Annotated in this window: 16 protein-coding genes; 6 read left to right on the forward strand and 10 right to left on the reverse strand. The window is 39.7% G+C overall.

Going from position 1 to position 13,724, the window contains the following annotated elements; genetic code table 11:
- Positions 1-139: 139 nt before the first annotated feature.
- Both HMPREF2573_RS07900 and nadC read left to right on the forward strand, forming a co-directional pair.
- The gene (locus HMPREF2573_RS07900; protein ID WP_003659643.1) at positions 140-1,078 is read left to right on the forward strand and encodes an NUDIX hydrolase; all 939 of its coding nucleotides are present in this window, start codon (positions 140-142) and stop codon (positions 1,076-1,078) included.
- Positions 1,079-1,127: 49 nt separating this feature from the next.
- On the forward strand, positions 1,128-1,985 hold the full coding sequence (gene nadC / locus HMPREF2573_RS07905) for a carboxylating nicotinate-nucleotide diphosphorylase (RefSeq protein ID WP_070473112.1): 858 nt from the start codon (positions 1,128-1,130) through the stop codon (positions 1,983-1,985).
- A gap of 286 nt (positions 1,986-2,271) precedes the next feature.
- Here the strand turns inward: nadC and prfA are convergent, their stop codons facing one another.
- Positions 2,272-3,351, reverse strand: coding sequence for a peptide chain release factor 1 (prfA, locus tag HMPREF2573_RS07910; protein ID WP_003656748.1), 1,080 nt, complete (start codon positions 3,349-3,351; stop codon positions 2,272-2,274).
- 254 nt (positions 3,352-3,605) lie between these two features.
- On the opposite strand from prfA, the gene HMPREF2573_RS07915 reads away from it, so the two are divergent.
- The gene (locus HMPREF2573_RS07915) at positions 3,606-4,856 is read left to right on the forward strand and encodes an NRAMP family divalent metal transporter (protein WP_070473115.1); all 1,251 of its coding nucleotides are present in this window, start codon (positions 3,606-3,608) and stop codon (positions 4,854-4,856) included.
- A 141-nt stretch (positions 4,857-4,997) separates the two neighbouring features.
- On the opposite strand, the gene HMPREF2573_RS07920 is transcribed toward HMPREF2573_RS07915, so the two are convergent.
- Complete coding sequence (locus HMPREF2573_RS07920; RefSeq protein WP_070473117.1) at positions 4,998-6,494, reverse strand: NAD-dependent succinate-semialdehyde dehydrogenase; 1,497 nt, start codon at positions 6,492-6,494, stop codon at positions 4,998-5,000.
- A gap of 126 nt (positions 6,495-6,620) precedes the next feature.
- On the opposite strand from HMPREF2573_RS07920, the gene HMPREF2573_RS09230 reads away from it, so the two are divergent.
- Both HMPREF2573_RS09230 and HMPREF2573_RS07925 read left to right on the forward strand, forming a co-directional pair.
- Positions 6,621-6,788 carry a helix-turn-helix domain-containing protein gene (locus tag HMPREF2573_RS09230; RefSeq protein ID WP_013107875.1) on the forward strand — a complete coding sequence of 56 codons (168 nt, stop codon included), beginning with the start codon at positions 6,621-6,623 and terminating at the stop codon, positions 6,786-6,788.
- Positions 6,781-6,996, forward strand: a complete 216-nt coding sequence (locus HMPREF2573_RS07925; protein ID WP_003673071.1) for an IclR family transcriptional regulator — start codon at positions 6,781-6,783, stop codon at positions 6,994-6,996. The genes HMPREF2573_RS09230 and HMPREF2573_RS07925 overlap by 8 nt, the downstream gene beginning before the upstream one ends.
- Positions 6,997-7,350: 354 nt before the next feature.
- Here HMPREF2573_RS07925 and HMPREF2573_RS09440 read toward each other — a convergent pair whose 3' ends face one another.
- Both HMPREF2573_RS09440 and HMPREF2573_RS09445 read right to left on the reverse strand, forming a co-directional pair.
- Positions 7,351-8,232, reverse strand: a complete 882-nt coding sequence (locus tag HMPREF2573_RS09440) for a glycine betaine ABC transporter substrate-binding protein (RefSeq protein ID WP_070473119.1) — start codon at positions 8,230-8,232, stop codon at positions 7,351-7,353.
- Positions 8,225-8,869: an ABC transporter permease gene (locus tag HMPREF2573_RS09445; RefSeq protein ID WP_036378733.1), complete on the reverse strand. Its 645-nt coding sequence runs from the start codon at positions 8,867-8,869 to the stop codon at positions 8,225-8,227. Before HMPREF2573_RS09445 ends, HMPREF2573_RS09440 begins: the two co-directional genes overlap by 8 nt.
- A 533-nt stretch (positions 8,870-9,402) precedes the next feature.
- On the opposite strand from HMPREF2573_RS09445, the gene HMPREF2573_RS07940 reads away from it, so the two are divergent.
- Positions 9,403-10,080 (forward strand): type 1 glutamine amidotransferase domain-containing protein, encoded by a 678-nt coding sequence (locus HMPREF2573_RS07940; RefSeq protein WP_003656733.1) that lies wholly within the window; start codon positions 9,403-9,405, stop codon positions 10,078-10,080.
- 128 nt (positions 10,081-10,208) lie between these two features.
- Here the strand turns inward: HMPREF2573_RS07940 and HMPREF2573_RS07945 are convergent, their stop codons facing one another.
- The 6 genes from HMPREF2573_RS07945 to HMPREF2573_RS07970 all read right to left on the reverse strand — a co-directional run bounded on the left by HMPREF2573_RS07945 (position 10,209) and on the right by HMPREF2573_RS07970 (position 13,652).
- Positions 10,209-10,709, reverse strand: a complete 501-nt coding sequence (locus tag HMPREF2573_RS07945) for a hypothetical protein (protein WP_070473122.1) — start codon at positions 10,707-10,709, stop codon at positions 10,209-10,211.
- A 474-nt stretch (positions 10,710-11,183) separates the two neighbouring features.
- The gene (locus tag HMPREF2573_RS09830) at positions 11,184-11,312 is read right to left on the reverse strand and encodes a hypothetical protein (protein WP_368854834.1); all 129 of its coding nucleotides are present in this window, start codon (positions 11,310-11,312) and stop codon (positions 11,184-11,186) included.
- Positions 11,261-12,403 carry a hypothetical protein gene (locus tag HMPREF2573_RS07955; RefSeq protein WP_070473125.1) on the reverse strand — a complete coding sequence of 381 codons (1,143 nt, stop codon included), beginning with the start codon at positions 12,401-12,403 and terminating at the stop codon, positions 11,261-11,263. Before HMPREF2573_RS07955 ends, HMPREF2573_RS09830 begins: the two co-directional genes overlap by 52 nt.
- 38 nt (positions 12,404-12,441) lie before the next feature.
- Positions 12,442-12,813, reverse strand: coding sequence for a hypothetical protein (locus HMPREF2573_RS07960; protein WP_003659632.1), 372 nt, complete (start codon positions 12,811-12,813; stop codon positions 12,442-12,444).
- A gap of 165 nt (positions 12,814-12,978) precedes the next feature.
- Positions 12,979-13,347: a hypothetical protein gene (locus tag HMPREF2573_RS07965; protein ID WP_003659630.1), complete on the reverse strand. Its 369-nt coding sequence runs from the start codon at positions 13,345-13,347 to the stop codon at positions 12,979-12,981.
- Between the two features lie 65 nt (positions 13,348-13,412).
- Positions 13,413-13,652 (reverse strand): hypothetical protein, encoded by a 240-nt coding sequence (locus HMPREF2573_RS07970; protein ID WP_003673060.1) that lies wholly within the window; start codon positions 13,650-13,652, stop codon positions 13,413-13,415.
- Between the last annotated feature and the right edge of the window lie 72 nt (positions 13,653-13,724).

Genomic DNA, 13,724 nt, shown 5'->3' on the forward strand with positions numbered 1-13,724 from the left:
GACATATTATGCTCATTTTGAGTATAATGTAAAGCAGTTTTTGATAGAATATCGCTTTTTAATCAGTTTGGTTGTCAAAAGTACATTGAAAATTAGTAAGATTTTTTTTAAAATGATGATTTTTCAATGACTGTGAATTATGAGTATACATTCATCAACCAATACTCCCCAACAAACTGACGGCTTGGTCGATCTTGTAACGGTTTTGGCTGCTGTTACTGATCATAAAGCTCGTATCTTAACGGTCAGCGGCGGTGATAAGTTACCCAGCGGTCAGCTGACACCCATTCATCATTCACTACAAGCTGGTGTTAAAGACTGGGTACGCACCCAAACCGCTCAGCCAATGGGTTATGTGGAACAGCTGTATACTTTTGTAGATGGTGAGCGTAAAAACGCACAAGGTATGCCCGTTTTGTATGTTAGCTACCTTGGGTTGGTTAAAGAAGCGACTGCCCACAGTCTCAATCCTGATGCCACTTGGCAAGATTGGTATGATTATTTTCCATGGGAAGATCGGCGTAATAGCAGTAAGCCCATTGAGATTTTGTCAGGTCTGTATGCTTGGGTGGATGCTGGCAACGATACCCAAGAACGCCAAGAACGGCTAAGACGGGTTCAATTATGCTGGGGTTTACCTCCTTATTCGTGGTCAGAAGAGCAGGTACTACTACGCTATGAATTATTGTATGAAACAGGGTTGGTTGCCGAATCGCCTTGGCAAAACCCAAATTTTGATTTTCGTCATACTGGTCGTTTTATGCAGCATAGCCATCGCCGAGTACTAGCCACGGCACTCGCCAGATTGCGTGCCAAGATAAAATACCGCCCTGTTATTTTTGAATTGATGGCAGATGAGTTTACATTATTTCAGCTTCAAAAAAGCGTCGAAGCCTTATCAGGTCAAGAACTGCATAAACAAAATTTTCGCAGGCAAGTTCAGCAGCAAAACCTGATAGAAGCCATTGAAGGCAGGTTTGCTCATGAGCGTGGTCGGCCTGCACAGCTTTACCGATTTAAAGACACGGTGCTGCTTGAGCGTTTGTTATCTAACACTCGCCTGCCCGTGAGCAAATGATTCAAGATAAATAATTTAAGATAATGATTAATAAGATAAGGATAAATTCATGAAAACGCCATTATTTGCATTGCCTGATGCCCTACTAATACCCACAGTCCAAGCAGCACTTTTAGAGGATTTGGGGCGGCGTGGTGATGTTACTTCGGCTGCTGTCATCGCCAAAAATAGCACCGCAAATCTTGCCATCGTAAGCCGTGATACAGGCATTTTGGCAGGCATGGATTTGGCAAGGTTGGCTTTTGAATGTATTGATAAAACAATCAACTTTAGCCCAAATGCCTCAGATGGGGATACTATCAAATCAGGTCAAGTGTTGGCTTATGTATCGGGCAATACCCAAGCCTTATTACAAGCTGAAAGAACAGCACTAAATTTTTTGACACATCTAAGCGGTATCGCCAGCATGACCGCCAAAGCAGTCGCCCAAATATCACACACACAAGCCAAAATTACCTGCACACGCAAAACCACACCACTTTTAAGAAATCTACAAAAATACGCTGTGCGAGCAGGTGGTGGCTGCAATCATCGAATGGGGCTAGATGATGCGATCTTAATTAAGGATAATCACTTGATTTATTCAGGTACGCTTAAACAAGCCATCGCCAACGCCAAAGCAGCTGCAGGTCATCTTATCCCCATTGAGGTTGAAGTGGATACCATCGCACAGCTTGAAGATGCCTTGGAGGCTGGAGCGGACTTTGTTTTGCTTGATAATATGGATAACGATACTCTAAAGCACGCCGTATCACTTTGCCAAGGCAAAGCAAAAACAGAGGCGTCAGGTGGTATTACCTTTGAGCGACTAAAAACTGTAGCCGATTGCGGTGTTGATTATATTGCTTTGGGTTATCTCACCCACAGCGTGATCAATCATGATATTGGCTTGGATTTTTTGGATTAAGACAGTAATAACTTTTTAACCCATAATTAAATTATACTAAAGCACCATTAAGGTGCTTTACCTTAAATACTACACAACATTTATTTAACACTAAGGAGCGTTATATACAAAAAGTACTCATTATTTTAGGTTATGTACACCCTGTTATTGCACTTATCCGAACTTACATCATAGCTGATAAACTTATTTAGCTATTTTTAATACTTACCTGACTAATCTTAGGGATATTTTTAAGTACCATTTAGGGTAATCCTAGGGTAATTGACACAAAATAATTACCCTAAAATTACTCTGCTCCAACACTTGCCATCAAATCAGCATGATGTTCACGCAATAAGCTGTCTAAAAGCTCAGTCAAATCCCCTTCCATGATGGCATCAAGCTTATATAAAGTTAGGTTAATGCGGTGGTCTGTCATGCGTCCTTGGGGGAAATTATAAGTACGAATTCTCTCTGAACGATCGCCTGAACCGACCAAATTGCGTCGCATATCGCTTGTTGCATCAATTTGGGCTTGAACTTTGGCTTGTTGAATGCGAGCTACCAGCATTTTCATCGCTTTTTCTTTATTGGCATGCTGAGAGCGTTCTTGTTGGCATTCAGCCACCACCCCTGTTGGGATATGTGTGATGCGGACTGCTGAGTCAGTTGTATTGACATGCTGCCCCCCTGCACCACTTGAGCGATAGGTATCAATCCGCAAATCACTTGGGTTAATCTCAACCGTATCATCAATCTCAACCTCTGGCATCACCGCAACTGTACACGCTGAGGTATGTACACGCCCTTGAGATTCAGTGGCTGGAACTCGCTGGACACGATGAGCACCACTTTCAAATTTCAATCTGCCATAAACACCGATACCAGATACACGCGCGATGATTTCTTTATAGCCGCCATGCTCTCCTTCATTGGCAGACAATACCTCTACTTGCCAACCTTGGGATTGTGTATATTTTTGATACATACGAAACAAATCACCCGAAAAAATTGCCGCTTCATCACCGCCCGTGCCTGCACGAATCTCCAAAAATGCCGTCGCTTTATCATTAGGATCTTTAGGCAGCATCATCACATTAAGCCTCTCCTCGAGCGTCTCAATGTTTGCACGCGCCACCTCAATTTCATCAAGTGCCATTTCTTTCATCTCAGGATCGCTCAAAAGCTCATTGGCAGTTTGTAAGTCTGCTTCCGCTTGCACAAAGTCCTGCCAAGTAGTGGTAATCTCAGACAGGTCGCTATGCTCCATGGATAACTCACGAAATTTTTTGTTATCACTGATGGTATCAGGATCTGACAAAAGTGCGGTAACCTCTTCAAAACGATCAACCATTTGATCTAGACGGTGGCGTAAGGATTCTTTCATAAATTTAAATCAACTAACTGTTTGTTAAATCAGTTATTTTGCCATACTTTTTGGGTTTTTGCACCGTTTTATCAGTATCGTTGAATGGTTATAAAGCTTATTCCTTAAATTTGGTTGTTTCATCATACTTTATTATGCTAATCTGTCACAAATTATCATCTTTTATCAAGCAATCTTTACAGTACTGATACAATATGGTAGGGCTTCATAAAATACAGCCACTGCGATGTTTGAAATTTTTTTGAGTATGAATTATGACCGATATCACCTTAAACCAAAGCCATAAATTAACTTGGCGTTCATTTGGACCTGGTATTTTAATGGCTTCTGCTGCCATCGGCGGCTCACATTTGGTCGCCTCAACACAAGCTGGTGCTCTGTATGGCTGGCAATTGGCAATTATGATTATCCTTGCCAATTTTTTTAAATACCCTTTTTATCGCTTTGGAACAGAATATGCCTACTCAACAGGCAGCAGCTTAGTGGCAGGTTATGCTAAAATTTCCCGTATCTATCTTTGGGCATTTTTTGTCTTATGCATCATTTCAGGTATTATTAGCACAGGTGCTGTGGCACTACTATGTGCGGTCATTTTGGGGCAAATTTTGCCTTGGGAACTCAGCACTCTAGAGCTTTCATGTATTGTGATGGTAACCTCAGGCATTTTATTGGTGGCAGGTCATTATCGGCTTTTAGATGGTTTAACCAAGTGGATTATCGCCCTGCTGACAGTAGCGACGGTTGCAGCTGTATTTATCGCTGCAGGTAAGCCCTCTGCCATATCAGCCGACTTTATTCCTGCCTCACCTTGGAATTTGGCGGCACTTGGATTTATTGTTGCACTTATGGGCTGGATGCCAGCACCACTTGAATTTTCTGCCGTTACCTCAGTGTGGACCGCTAAGAAAATTCGTACCGATCACACCAATCGCTTTCAAGGTTTTGTTGATTTTAATGTTGGTTATTTTACATCGGCAGTTTTGGCAATATTTTTCTTGGCACTTGGCGTATTTGTACAATATGGCACAGGCACCGAAATCGCCATGCAAGGCGGTGCTTATGTGCCACAGCTGATTAATATGTATACCGAAACCATCGGCAACTGGGCAAAAATGCTGGTCGCCACGATTGCTTTTTTGTGCATGTATGGTACAGTCATCACCTGTGCTGATGGCTATGGTCGTACCAATTCAGAAAGCCTATCCTTAATTTTGACCAACAGCACAAAAGCAACCGAAAAATATGTTGTTATATGGACTGTATTTACGATTGTGGCAGGCTACGGTTTAATCGCATTTTTTCTAGGTCAAATGGCGGCACTGCTCAAATTTGCGATGATCTCAGCATTTGTGACTGCACCGATTTTTGCTTATTTAAACTACGCTTTGGTCAAAAAAGAAGGTCATCTAAGCACCATCATGAAATGGTATGCACTGGCAGGCATTGTATTTTTGACAGGCTTTACCGTATTATTCTTATTACAATTTTTTGGTATGATTGGCTAACATCACCCATCTTAGCCAGCTGATCGCCAAGTTAAATTTGCTTGGCGATTGTTATTTTTATTCGCCAAATAAAACCATCATCAGTCATCAAAAGCTCATAAAAAAGCAGTACCTTTTGTACTGCTTTTTTATGATTAAGGTTTATTCGCTGATATCCATACACCAATATTTGGTGGTAATATACTCTTCAATACCGTATTTTGAACCCTCTCGCCCAAAACCTGATTGCTTAACACCACCAAATGGTGCAACTTCAGTTGATAAAAGCCCTGTATTTTGACCAACCATACCATACTCTAGTGCCTCTGAAACACGCCAAGCACGAGCATGGCTTTGGGTATAAAAATACGCCGCCAAGCCATAAATGGTATCATTGGCACGATGGATTACCTCTTTTTCATCTTCAAAAGTCATGATTGGAGCAATCGGACCAAATATCTCTTCATGGGCAAGATCCATCTCATCGGTGATATCACTGATGACAGTTGGGGTAAATGACAGTTGGCTTGCGTCATGTGGCACGCCACCTGTGATTAGCGTTGCCCCTTTGTTTAGTGCATCATCCAAAAGTGCCTGCACTTTTTTGAGTGCTTGTTGATTGATAAGCGGTCCGATATCGGTTGCTTCATCAGCACCATTGCCAACTTTCAGTACTTCTACTTTTTGTTTAAATTTCGCTAAAAACTCATCTTTAATTGAACTTTGGACATAGATACGGTTGGCACACACACAAGTTTGCCCAGCGTTTCGATATTTTGAAGCAATCAGCCCTTCTGCCGCCTTTTCAAGATCGGCATCATCAAAGACGATAAAAGGTGCATTACCGCCAAGCTCCATAGACAGCTTTTTGACGGTACTTGCACATTGCTCCATCAGTACTCGCCCCACTTCGGTAGAACCTGTGAATGACAGCTTATGAATGCGTGGATCTTTGGTCAGTACCTCGCCGACCACAGAGGATTTACCAGTAACAATTTGTAACACACCTTTAGGAATGCCTGCTTGTTTTGCCAAATATCCCAGTGCCAATGCCGAAAATGGCGTCTCGGTGGCTGGCTTGATGATCATGGTACAGCCAGCCGCTAACGCAGGTGCAGCTTTACGAGCAATCATTGCCGAAGGGAAATTCCAAGGCGTAATCGCAGCACACACACCGACTGGCTGCTTGAGTACCACATAGCGTAGCGACTGATTGGTACTTGGAATAACATCGCCATAGATGCGTTTGCCTTCATCTGCAAACCAGCGTATGAAGCTATTGGCATAATCAATCTCACCTTGTGATTCTGTGATGGGCTTGCCTTGCTCATAGGTCATGATCAGTGCCAAATCTTCCTTGTGTGTATCGATCAGATCCGCCCAAGCATGCAAAAGTTTGGCACGCTCACTGGCGGTGGTATTTGCCCAGCTTTCTTGGGCAGCATCAGCACACTCAACGGCGTTTAGAACGGTTTGTTTTGATAAGCTGGGTATCGTACCAAGCACATCGCCTGTGAATGGATTGGTAACTGCGATGGCCTCACCAGAATCAGCACCAACCCACTCTCCATCAATCAAACAGGTTTGCTTTAGCAGATTGGGGCAGTTAAGCGGAATCGATGAGGGTTGGGTCGTAGATTGATTTGTAGGTTGGTTCATAGCGTATCCTTTTTACTGATAAAAATGACTTAAAATTATTAAAAAAACTGTATATGATATATTAAAATTTATATTCTATATATTGAACATAAGTTCTTGATATTATACAATATAGCACTAAATATTTTGGAATACAAAATCACCCAAAGTGCTTCTCCTGTCTTTGCTGCCACCATCACCAAAGAGCTTAAGCTGGCTCGCTCAACAACTTATAATATTCTACAAGCACTGAGTGCAAAAGGCGTACTGCACAAAGTACCAATCATTACCATTGACCGAGCGTGGGGTGACTGATTTTAATCAGCTAAAAGATGAATTTCTTCACATCAAGCAGACACGACTATCGCTTGATGATGGGCAATTGCGACTTGGTATGACCTGTATTGGTACCTACATTCAAAGTCCAGATAAAGTTAAGCTTGGCATCGCAGTATCACTATCTAATAGTGAATATGATGACAAAAAAGTACAAATTGGCGATGCACTCGTCAAACTTGCCTAAGCCATCGAAAATCGTATGGGGTTTGGTAGCATGTAATCTGGTCATCTGATGATGATCATCACAAAACAACCCAAGCACTAGGTATTTCAAAACAATGTAAAAACAAAAACAGACTTTATTTGTTTGTTGTTTATCCATTCACCATATTTGGCTCATCTGCCCTATTTTTCTTTTGTTGACCAAAAACTGCTGATGATTTGATATACATCTCAATCAAATATGATACATGCTATCAATTAACACAACTGAGTGATTAACATAATTTTTTAAACACAATTTAAAATAACCCGCCAGCCAATAGGCGATGGTCATTCATCAGATTATGACATATCAAACCATCACTGTTTAAATGGCTTAAGATGCCAACAAGGATTTTTTACGCAAAAAATCTTGTGCCACTTTTCTTTCATTGTGACCTTGATTTTCTACCAAGTTATTTAATTGTGCCATCTCCTGTTCTGAAATTAGCCCGTCCATTTTCATGAGTGCAGACTCAAGTTTTGGGTACTTTTGTAGTGCTTCTTGTCTGACGACCGTGCCTGCATGATAATGGGTATAAAATGCCTTATCATCTGTTAGCACTTTCAGATTTGGGTTGGCGAGAGCGCCATCGGTGGTTGAGATACTGACGACATCAATTTGACTGTTATTAAGTGCTTGGTATTTTAGACCGATATCTAAATCTTTGGTATTCTTAAAATGATAACCGTAAGTATCGCTTAACGCTTGGTAACCGTCATCACGCTCAAAAAAATCATACTCAGCACCAAAAGTAAGATTTGGGCTAACGGGTGCAAGCTGACTAAAAGTGGCAATTTGATTGGCATCGGCATAGTCAGAACGCACCGCCAAGCCGAAGGTATTATCAAAGCCATACATACCCACCCAGCGAAAGTTATATTGATCTTGATAGCTTTTTTTAAGATTTTCTAAAAGCACGGCTTGATCGAAGGTTGGCTCATTTTTTAGGACATACAGCCATGCCGTACCTGTGTATTCTGGATACAAATCAAACTCACCTTTAAGCATGGCAGGATGGATATTTGCTGTACCCCCACCGATACCTTTAGTAATTTCAACGGTTGTGCCAGTTTCTTGCTCGATGAGTATGGCAAGCATTTCAGCGATGATGAATTGTTCGGTCATGGGCTTGGTGGCAATGCGAATTTTATCATCTTGACTTTGGCAGGCGACCAATAGAACGCTCATAAGTAGCAGAACAGATTTTTTAAGCATGAGATTTTCTCCATTTGATTGATTTTTCAAAATACGCCAGAACAAAGTCAGCCAAAAACGCAATAAGCATGATCAAAATACTACCGACTGCGGTCATGGCGGTGCTATTGGTGGTGATACCACGATATACCGCCACACCAAGCCCACCTGCACCAATAAAAGATGCAACCCCCGCCAGTGCAATGGTCATCACCAGCATCGTACGAATGGCTGATAAAATAATCGGTAATGCCAAAGGCAGCTTAATGCGGCGTAAAATCTGCCAGCGTGTCATGCCAAAGGACTCGGCAGCTTCTATCAATCCCGTATCAATCTGCAAAAACCCTGTGCGTGTGCCATTAATCATCGGTAACAGTGCATAAATTACCAGTGCAATGATTGCTGAGGTATTACCAATACCACTCACCAAAATCAATAAGCCAAATAAAGAAATGCTTGGGATGGTATAAATGATATTACTTGTTTGAATGACAAACGGTGCAAACTTCTGATGTTCGGTGATTAGCACACCAAGCCCAACACCAATCACGATCGCACAGCTTGCCGCAATACCGCAAATCATCAAATGCTCAACAAACAGTCGCATGAAAAACTCAGAGCGAGTGGTCAGCAGCTGCAGCATCTCTTGAATGATCATCACGCCATATCCTTTGATTTTTTTATAAATTTATTTAAGTGAGTATAAATAATTAATCTGTCATTTTATACGACCAAGACACATATTACAATGTTCAGCGTTATAAATATTGTAAAAGTGGGTAACGGATTATCAAGGTGAGTGCCGATAAGCGACTGACATGCCTGCCGTTGATTCCAGTTATCGGATAAAATCTTGATATTTGCGACCAATGATTATCTTTAATTTAGACCGCCCATCTTAAATGCTAACCGTCGTTAGTAATTATGTAAAGATACTAGACGCTTGCCTCATAAAGGGGTATGATAATCATAATTTTATGGGTGAGATGCTCTTACCCGATACCACGGAATGACTAATTTATTAAATTTTATTTATAATAATATATTAATAAATTTATATAAAAATATCAATGTCAATAGGTAAAAAGGAGGTTTACTGTAATTAAAATTAACAACCTAAAACAACACAAATCATCACACAATTTGCAATAAATCATATAGACAACATCTTATAGATAATAAGGGTAAATGATGAAAATTTTAATGGTATTAACCTCACACGAAAATCTTGGAGACACTGGTAAAAAAACGGGTTTTTGGTTGGAGGAATTTGCTTCGCCATATTATGCGTTTAAAGATGCTGGTGCTGACATTACCTTAGCGTCCCCCGCTGGCGGTCAACCACCGCTTGATCCAAAAAGTGATGAGCCAGACGCTCAGACCGAATTTACTGAACGATTTAAGCAAGATGCCGCCGCCAAAGAACAGTTGGCAACCACTCATAAACTGGCTGATATTAAGGCTGCCGATTATGACGCAGTATTCTATCCAGGCGGTCATGGCCCAATGTGGGATTTGGCAGTTGATGAGCAATCCATCTCATTGATTCAAGATTTTGTGAAGACCGATAAGCCAGTGGCTTTTGTTTGTCATGCACCCGCCGCACTCAAAAATGTGAAAATTGATGGCGAATATTTTGTTAAAGATAAAAAAGTGACTGGCTTTAGCAATTCTGAAGAACAAGCCGTCGGTCTGTTAGATGTCGTTCCGTTCTTGTTAGAAGATGTTCTAAAAGAAAATGGGGGCAAATATGAAAAAGTTGCTGATTGGCAATCGTATGTGGTAGAAGATGGCCTGTTAATCACGGGTCAAAACCCTGCTTCATCTGAAGATACTGCCAAGCGGTTAATCCAAAAACTACAGGCTTAATCAACCACCGCTGACCATATCCATGATGATTGCTCTGATGGGATGGTCAGCCCAGTTAGTTGAGTACTTTGGCTATGTCGTTGGCATATCAGTCATATCAGATTGGGTATATTATTTATAGGGTATATTTAATTATAATAATTATTATAATACTGAGTAACTTTAATCTGTTTCATATACTGTAATCTAAATACTTCTGAATTCTCTCCTATGAGTTTATAAATACAAAATACAGCCAAATAAATAAATAAGATACCTGAAGTAAATATAAGCGTATCTTCGTCCATACTATCTTCAAGATCAAACAATACCGTAAGGGGCATAATTAAATACAAACTTATGGGTATATAAACCAATGCCAAGAAAGGTAAATGTTTATTATACTGACGCTTAAAACCAAATAATAAAATAAGTGCAATCCACAATGTGATTAACACTAAAAAACTTAAACTGATAAAAGTACCTAGCTTACTGTAATCTCTCATATCCATTAGGGTAAATAGCGTGATAGGTATCAATAAACCAGCCTTTACCATACCAATAATAATAAACAACCATCTTACCCAACAAAACTTATCCCAATATGGGTGATTTTTAGCTTCTTCTTCACTAATCTGTACCCAAGCCATCTAAAAATACTCCTTCAATTCAGCATATACCCATATATGCTCATATAATGCGTTTTAAGCCATGTTTATACTTAACTGGTACTAGCATACCACCTAAGCAACAAATAGCCCATATACGTCAACACAGAGCATTTTACGAGCTATTATGAGATTACTTACCCCATTAGTTAAACCAAACAGATAATATCTATGATATTACAGGTGTAATACAGTGTTTTTATTATAGTGAATAATTTGGTAAATAGCCAGATGGATTATTTAATTTAGGTTTTCAATCTTAATGATATTAATTTAGTTATATTCATAAAATTAAGTAGATTTTTTGCAATATTAGCAACTGGATAACGATAAAATAAACGCCACCCTAAACCAAGGTTGCTCTGTATAACTATACATTGCTCCAAAATAATTTGCTCTTTCATCAAGGGTATCAATGGTATGATAGCCACTAGAATTAGCGACCGATAAAACATTCTAAGTAGATGTTTTGATGTCGCTTGCTTTTCCATAATGATTTCTATTTTTTCCTACATAACTCAAGACCTCTCTTATCATATGATGGCAATCATTACTATTTGATTGATTAGTACAGGTTGTACGCAATTCTTCATCTTGTTTTTTTGATATATCATCGTATCTTCGCACTCCTTTTTAGTACTAGTACACGAGATTTTGTCCTGTAGCTGACGATGCGTCAAATAATTCCACTGCACCTGCCCCACATTGTTAGCAGTACTTGCAGTATCACTACCAACAGTCGCACCAATGCCTGCTGATAGGGCAAGTAGAGTGATGTCTCTGATTTCTTTGTCAAAGCCTTGTTCTTTTAGATACTCATCAATCTTTGGGATGGTATAAGCGGTTATGCCTGCTGATAGTCCACCCTGAGCAGTGCCTGTAGCTAGGGCAGCGACTGCAGTATGCAAAGCAACACGGTAGATGCCACCTTCACTCCATTTATCAATCTCTTTGATGGTATTTTGATACTCATCAGAGGTAATATCAATGTTTTTGTTATTAAGTTCATCTAGGTTTTGAATGAGTTTAAAAGCTTGCCTGTCAGCAAACTTTGCCACTGCCTTTGGTGCTTCTCTGCCAGACTCTGCGGTAATCACCACCTGAGCCCCAAGCTCTGTTAACACCCGCCCTTTGTTAAAATCATTGATGATGATTTCATTAAGCTGGTTTTGAACTTCTTCTTGTTTGAAGTTGCCTGTGTTGATATGGAAGAGACCTGCTTGGTCAGTGATGGCAGAATGGGTGGTACTGGTTTTATGAGCTGGGGTTATTATACCATAGCCTAAGCCTTGTAGGGCAGGTTTGGCTTTGCCATTTGGATGGCTGGTGTCTGCACCAATGCCAATGCCGACACTGATGGCATCGCCTTGATGGTTTAGGTGGTTTTGTATGTCTTGGGTTTGGATGCCTTGGGCAAATTGGGTTTGGTTTTTACCTGCATCGGTGATGAGATAGCCACCAGTGAACTTACCTTGTCTTTGTACAGACAGGATGGATTGATTGGCTTTGATACCAGTTTGGTGGATGACTTGGGCATAATCGGCATCTACATCCGTTTTGCCACCATTGATACTAAAGCTTTGGGGTTTGCCATCAAAGCCAACATCGGCACTAAATCCTGCTTGTTTTTGATCATGAGTGTATTGATAAGTGTCTTGACAGCTTTTGACAATCAAATCACTGCCAACAGTGACTTGGGTGTTAGGGAATTGATTTAACTGCCATAATAACTGCCATCATCTTGACGCCATAGGACAGCTGGAGCAGTGATATAAAAATACAAATTTACATCTTCATCAAGTTCATCTGTCGCATCTTTAGGAAAATTATCTCTAAGATAGGCAACGATTTCATCTGATGAGACATCCCAAATGTCATATCCTTCATACCAAATACCATTAGGTGGTATAAATTTGATTAAGTCTGCGTCTAAGGCTTCTTTGATAAGCTGAAAGAATATCTCTTTGTGTTGCTCAAAGTTTATGCCAACACAATAGCTCGAAACAGCACTGAATAGTGCTGATAACCATAGATTTTTTGAAGTTTCAAGCATCTCTTTTTTAACCTTTTCAGATATATAAATCATAGTTATCACCTTAAAAATTTAATTTCTGGGTTTTTGGTCGTTCCTGTGGCAGATTTGGGAATATCAATCGTCCAAACAAGACCTGTTCGACTCTGGCTACTTGCTACACTCCTCAAATTATAACTACCATTTTCAGTTTTTACTGCATATAATAACCCCTTATTCCTACCAATAGTTATTTCTCTTGGTTGAATAAAATTCTTCTAACTTACGATAAACATCCCAAAATATTTTTTCATATTCAGGATTGCCATCATGAAACCCATCCCAAAATTCATTTAAAAATTCTTTTGGTCTTAATGAAACACTCCCATTATTATGTAAAATAAAATTCCAATTTTGTGGCAAATCTGAGTTAATTATCTCAAAATCACTCAAATCAAATACACATGGTGTGTGGTTATCTTCGCTTTTTACAACAATCTCTATTTTTTTATTATAAAAATTAAAATAGATATCTAAAACAATATATAACTTATCTTTTATTAACCAACCATTATATTGGTTGTTTCTAGCAATAAACTGTACAATCATGGTTCTACCACTCCTTTAACCTTAAAGTCTTTCGTTTCATAATCAATTTTTGCCAGTTTTTGTGTTCACATAAAAATGGATTTGCATAGATTGACCATGGGCATAACAACAGATTTTGTAGTGTATTTGTTCCAATCTTCAATTTTTGAACCATCCTTTGTTAAGATTCTTATAACTTTTGAATTTTCAATAACCCCACTAGAAAGAGAAATTTTTCTTGAATTTTCAATCGCAGTAGTAGTGAGTTTTCCATTATCATCTAAAATACCAGCTTGCTTAAAGGTCAGTTCAGTTCTTAGTTGCAATGCTGTCTTGTGGCTATTTGCTGGATATCCTTATCAGTATCAGCAAAGGCAGCGGTGATGCCTGCAATCAGT

It is taken from the genome of Moraxella sp. HMSC061H09, assembly GCF_001809255.1.
Classification (GTDB): Bacteria; Pseudomonadota; Gammaproteobacteria; order Pseudomonadales; family Moraxellaceae; genus Moraxella; species Moraxella catarrhalis.

What these genes read in the sequence shown, in the direction of transcription:
- HMPREF2573_RS09445 (WP_036378733.1), bottom strand. Translation starts at nt 8,869, where the DNA reads ATGATCATTCAAGAGATGCTGCAGCTGCTGACCACTCGCTCTGAGTTT.
- HMPREF2573_RS07920 (WP_070473117.1), bottom strand. Translation starts at nt 6,494, where the DNA reads ATGAACCAACCTACAAATCAATCTACGACCCAACCCTCATCGATTCCG.
- prfA (WP_003656748.1), bottom strand. Translation starts at nt 3,351, where the DNA reads ATGAAAGAATCCTTACGCCACCGTCTAGATCAAATGGTTGATCGTTTT.
- HMPREF2573_RS07945 (WP_070473122.1), bottom strand. Translation starts at nt 10,709, where the DNA reads ATGGCTTGGGTACAGATTAGTGAAGAAGAAGCTAAAAATCACCCATAT.
- HMPREF2573_RS07965 (WP_003659630.1), bottom strand. Translation starts at nt 13,347, where the DNA reads ATGATTGTACAGTTTATTGCTAGAAACAACCAATATAATGGTTGGTTA.
- HMPREF2573_RS07900 (WP_003659643.1), top strand. Translation starts at nt 140, where the DNA reads ATGAGTATACATTCATCAACCAATACTCCCCAACAAACTGACGGCTTG.
- HMPREF2573_RS07960 (WP_003659632.1), bottom strand. Translation starts at nt 12,813, where the DNA reads ATGATTTATATATCTGAAAAGGTTAAAAAAGAGATGCTTGAAACTTCA.
- nadC (WP_070473112.1), top strand. Translation starts at nt 1,128, where the DNA reads ATGAAAACGCCATTATTTGCATTGCCTGATGCCCTACTAATACCCACA.
- HMPREF2573_RS09440 (WP_070473119.1), bottom strand. Translation starts at nt 8,232, where the DNA reads ATGCTTAAAAAATCTGTTCTGCTACTTATGAGCGTTCTATTGGTCGCC.
- HMPREF2573_RS07940 (WP_003656733.1), top strand. Translation starts at nt 9,403, where the DNA reads ATGAAAATTTTAATGGTATTAACCTCACACGAAAATCTTGGAGACACT.
- HMPREF2573_RS07915 (WP_070473115.1), top strand. Translation starts at nt 3,606, where the DNA reads ATGACCGATATCACCTTAAACCAAAGCCATAAATTAACTTGGCGTTCA.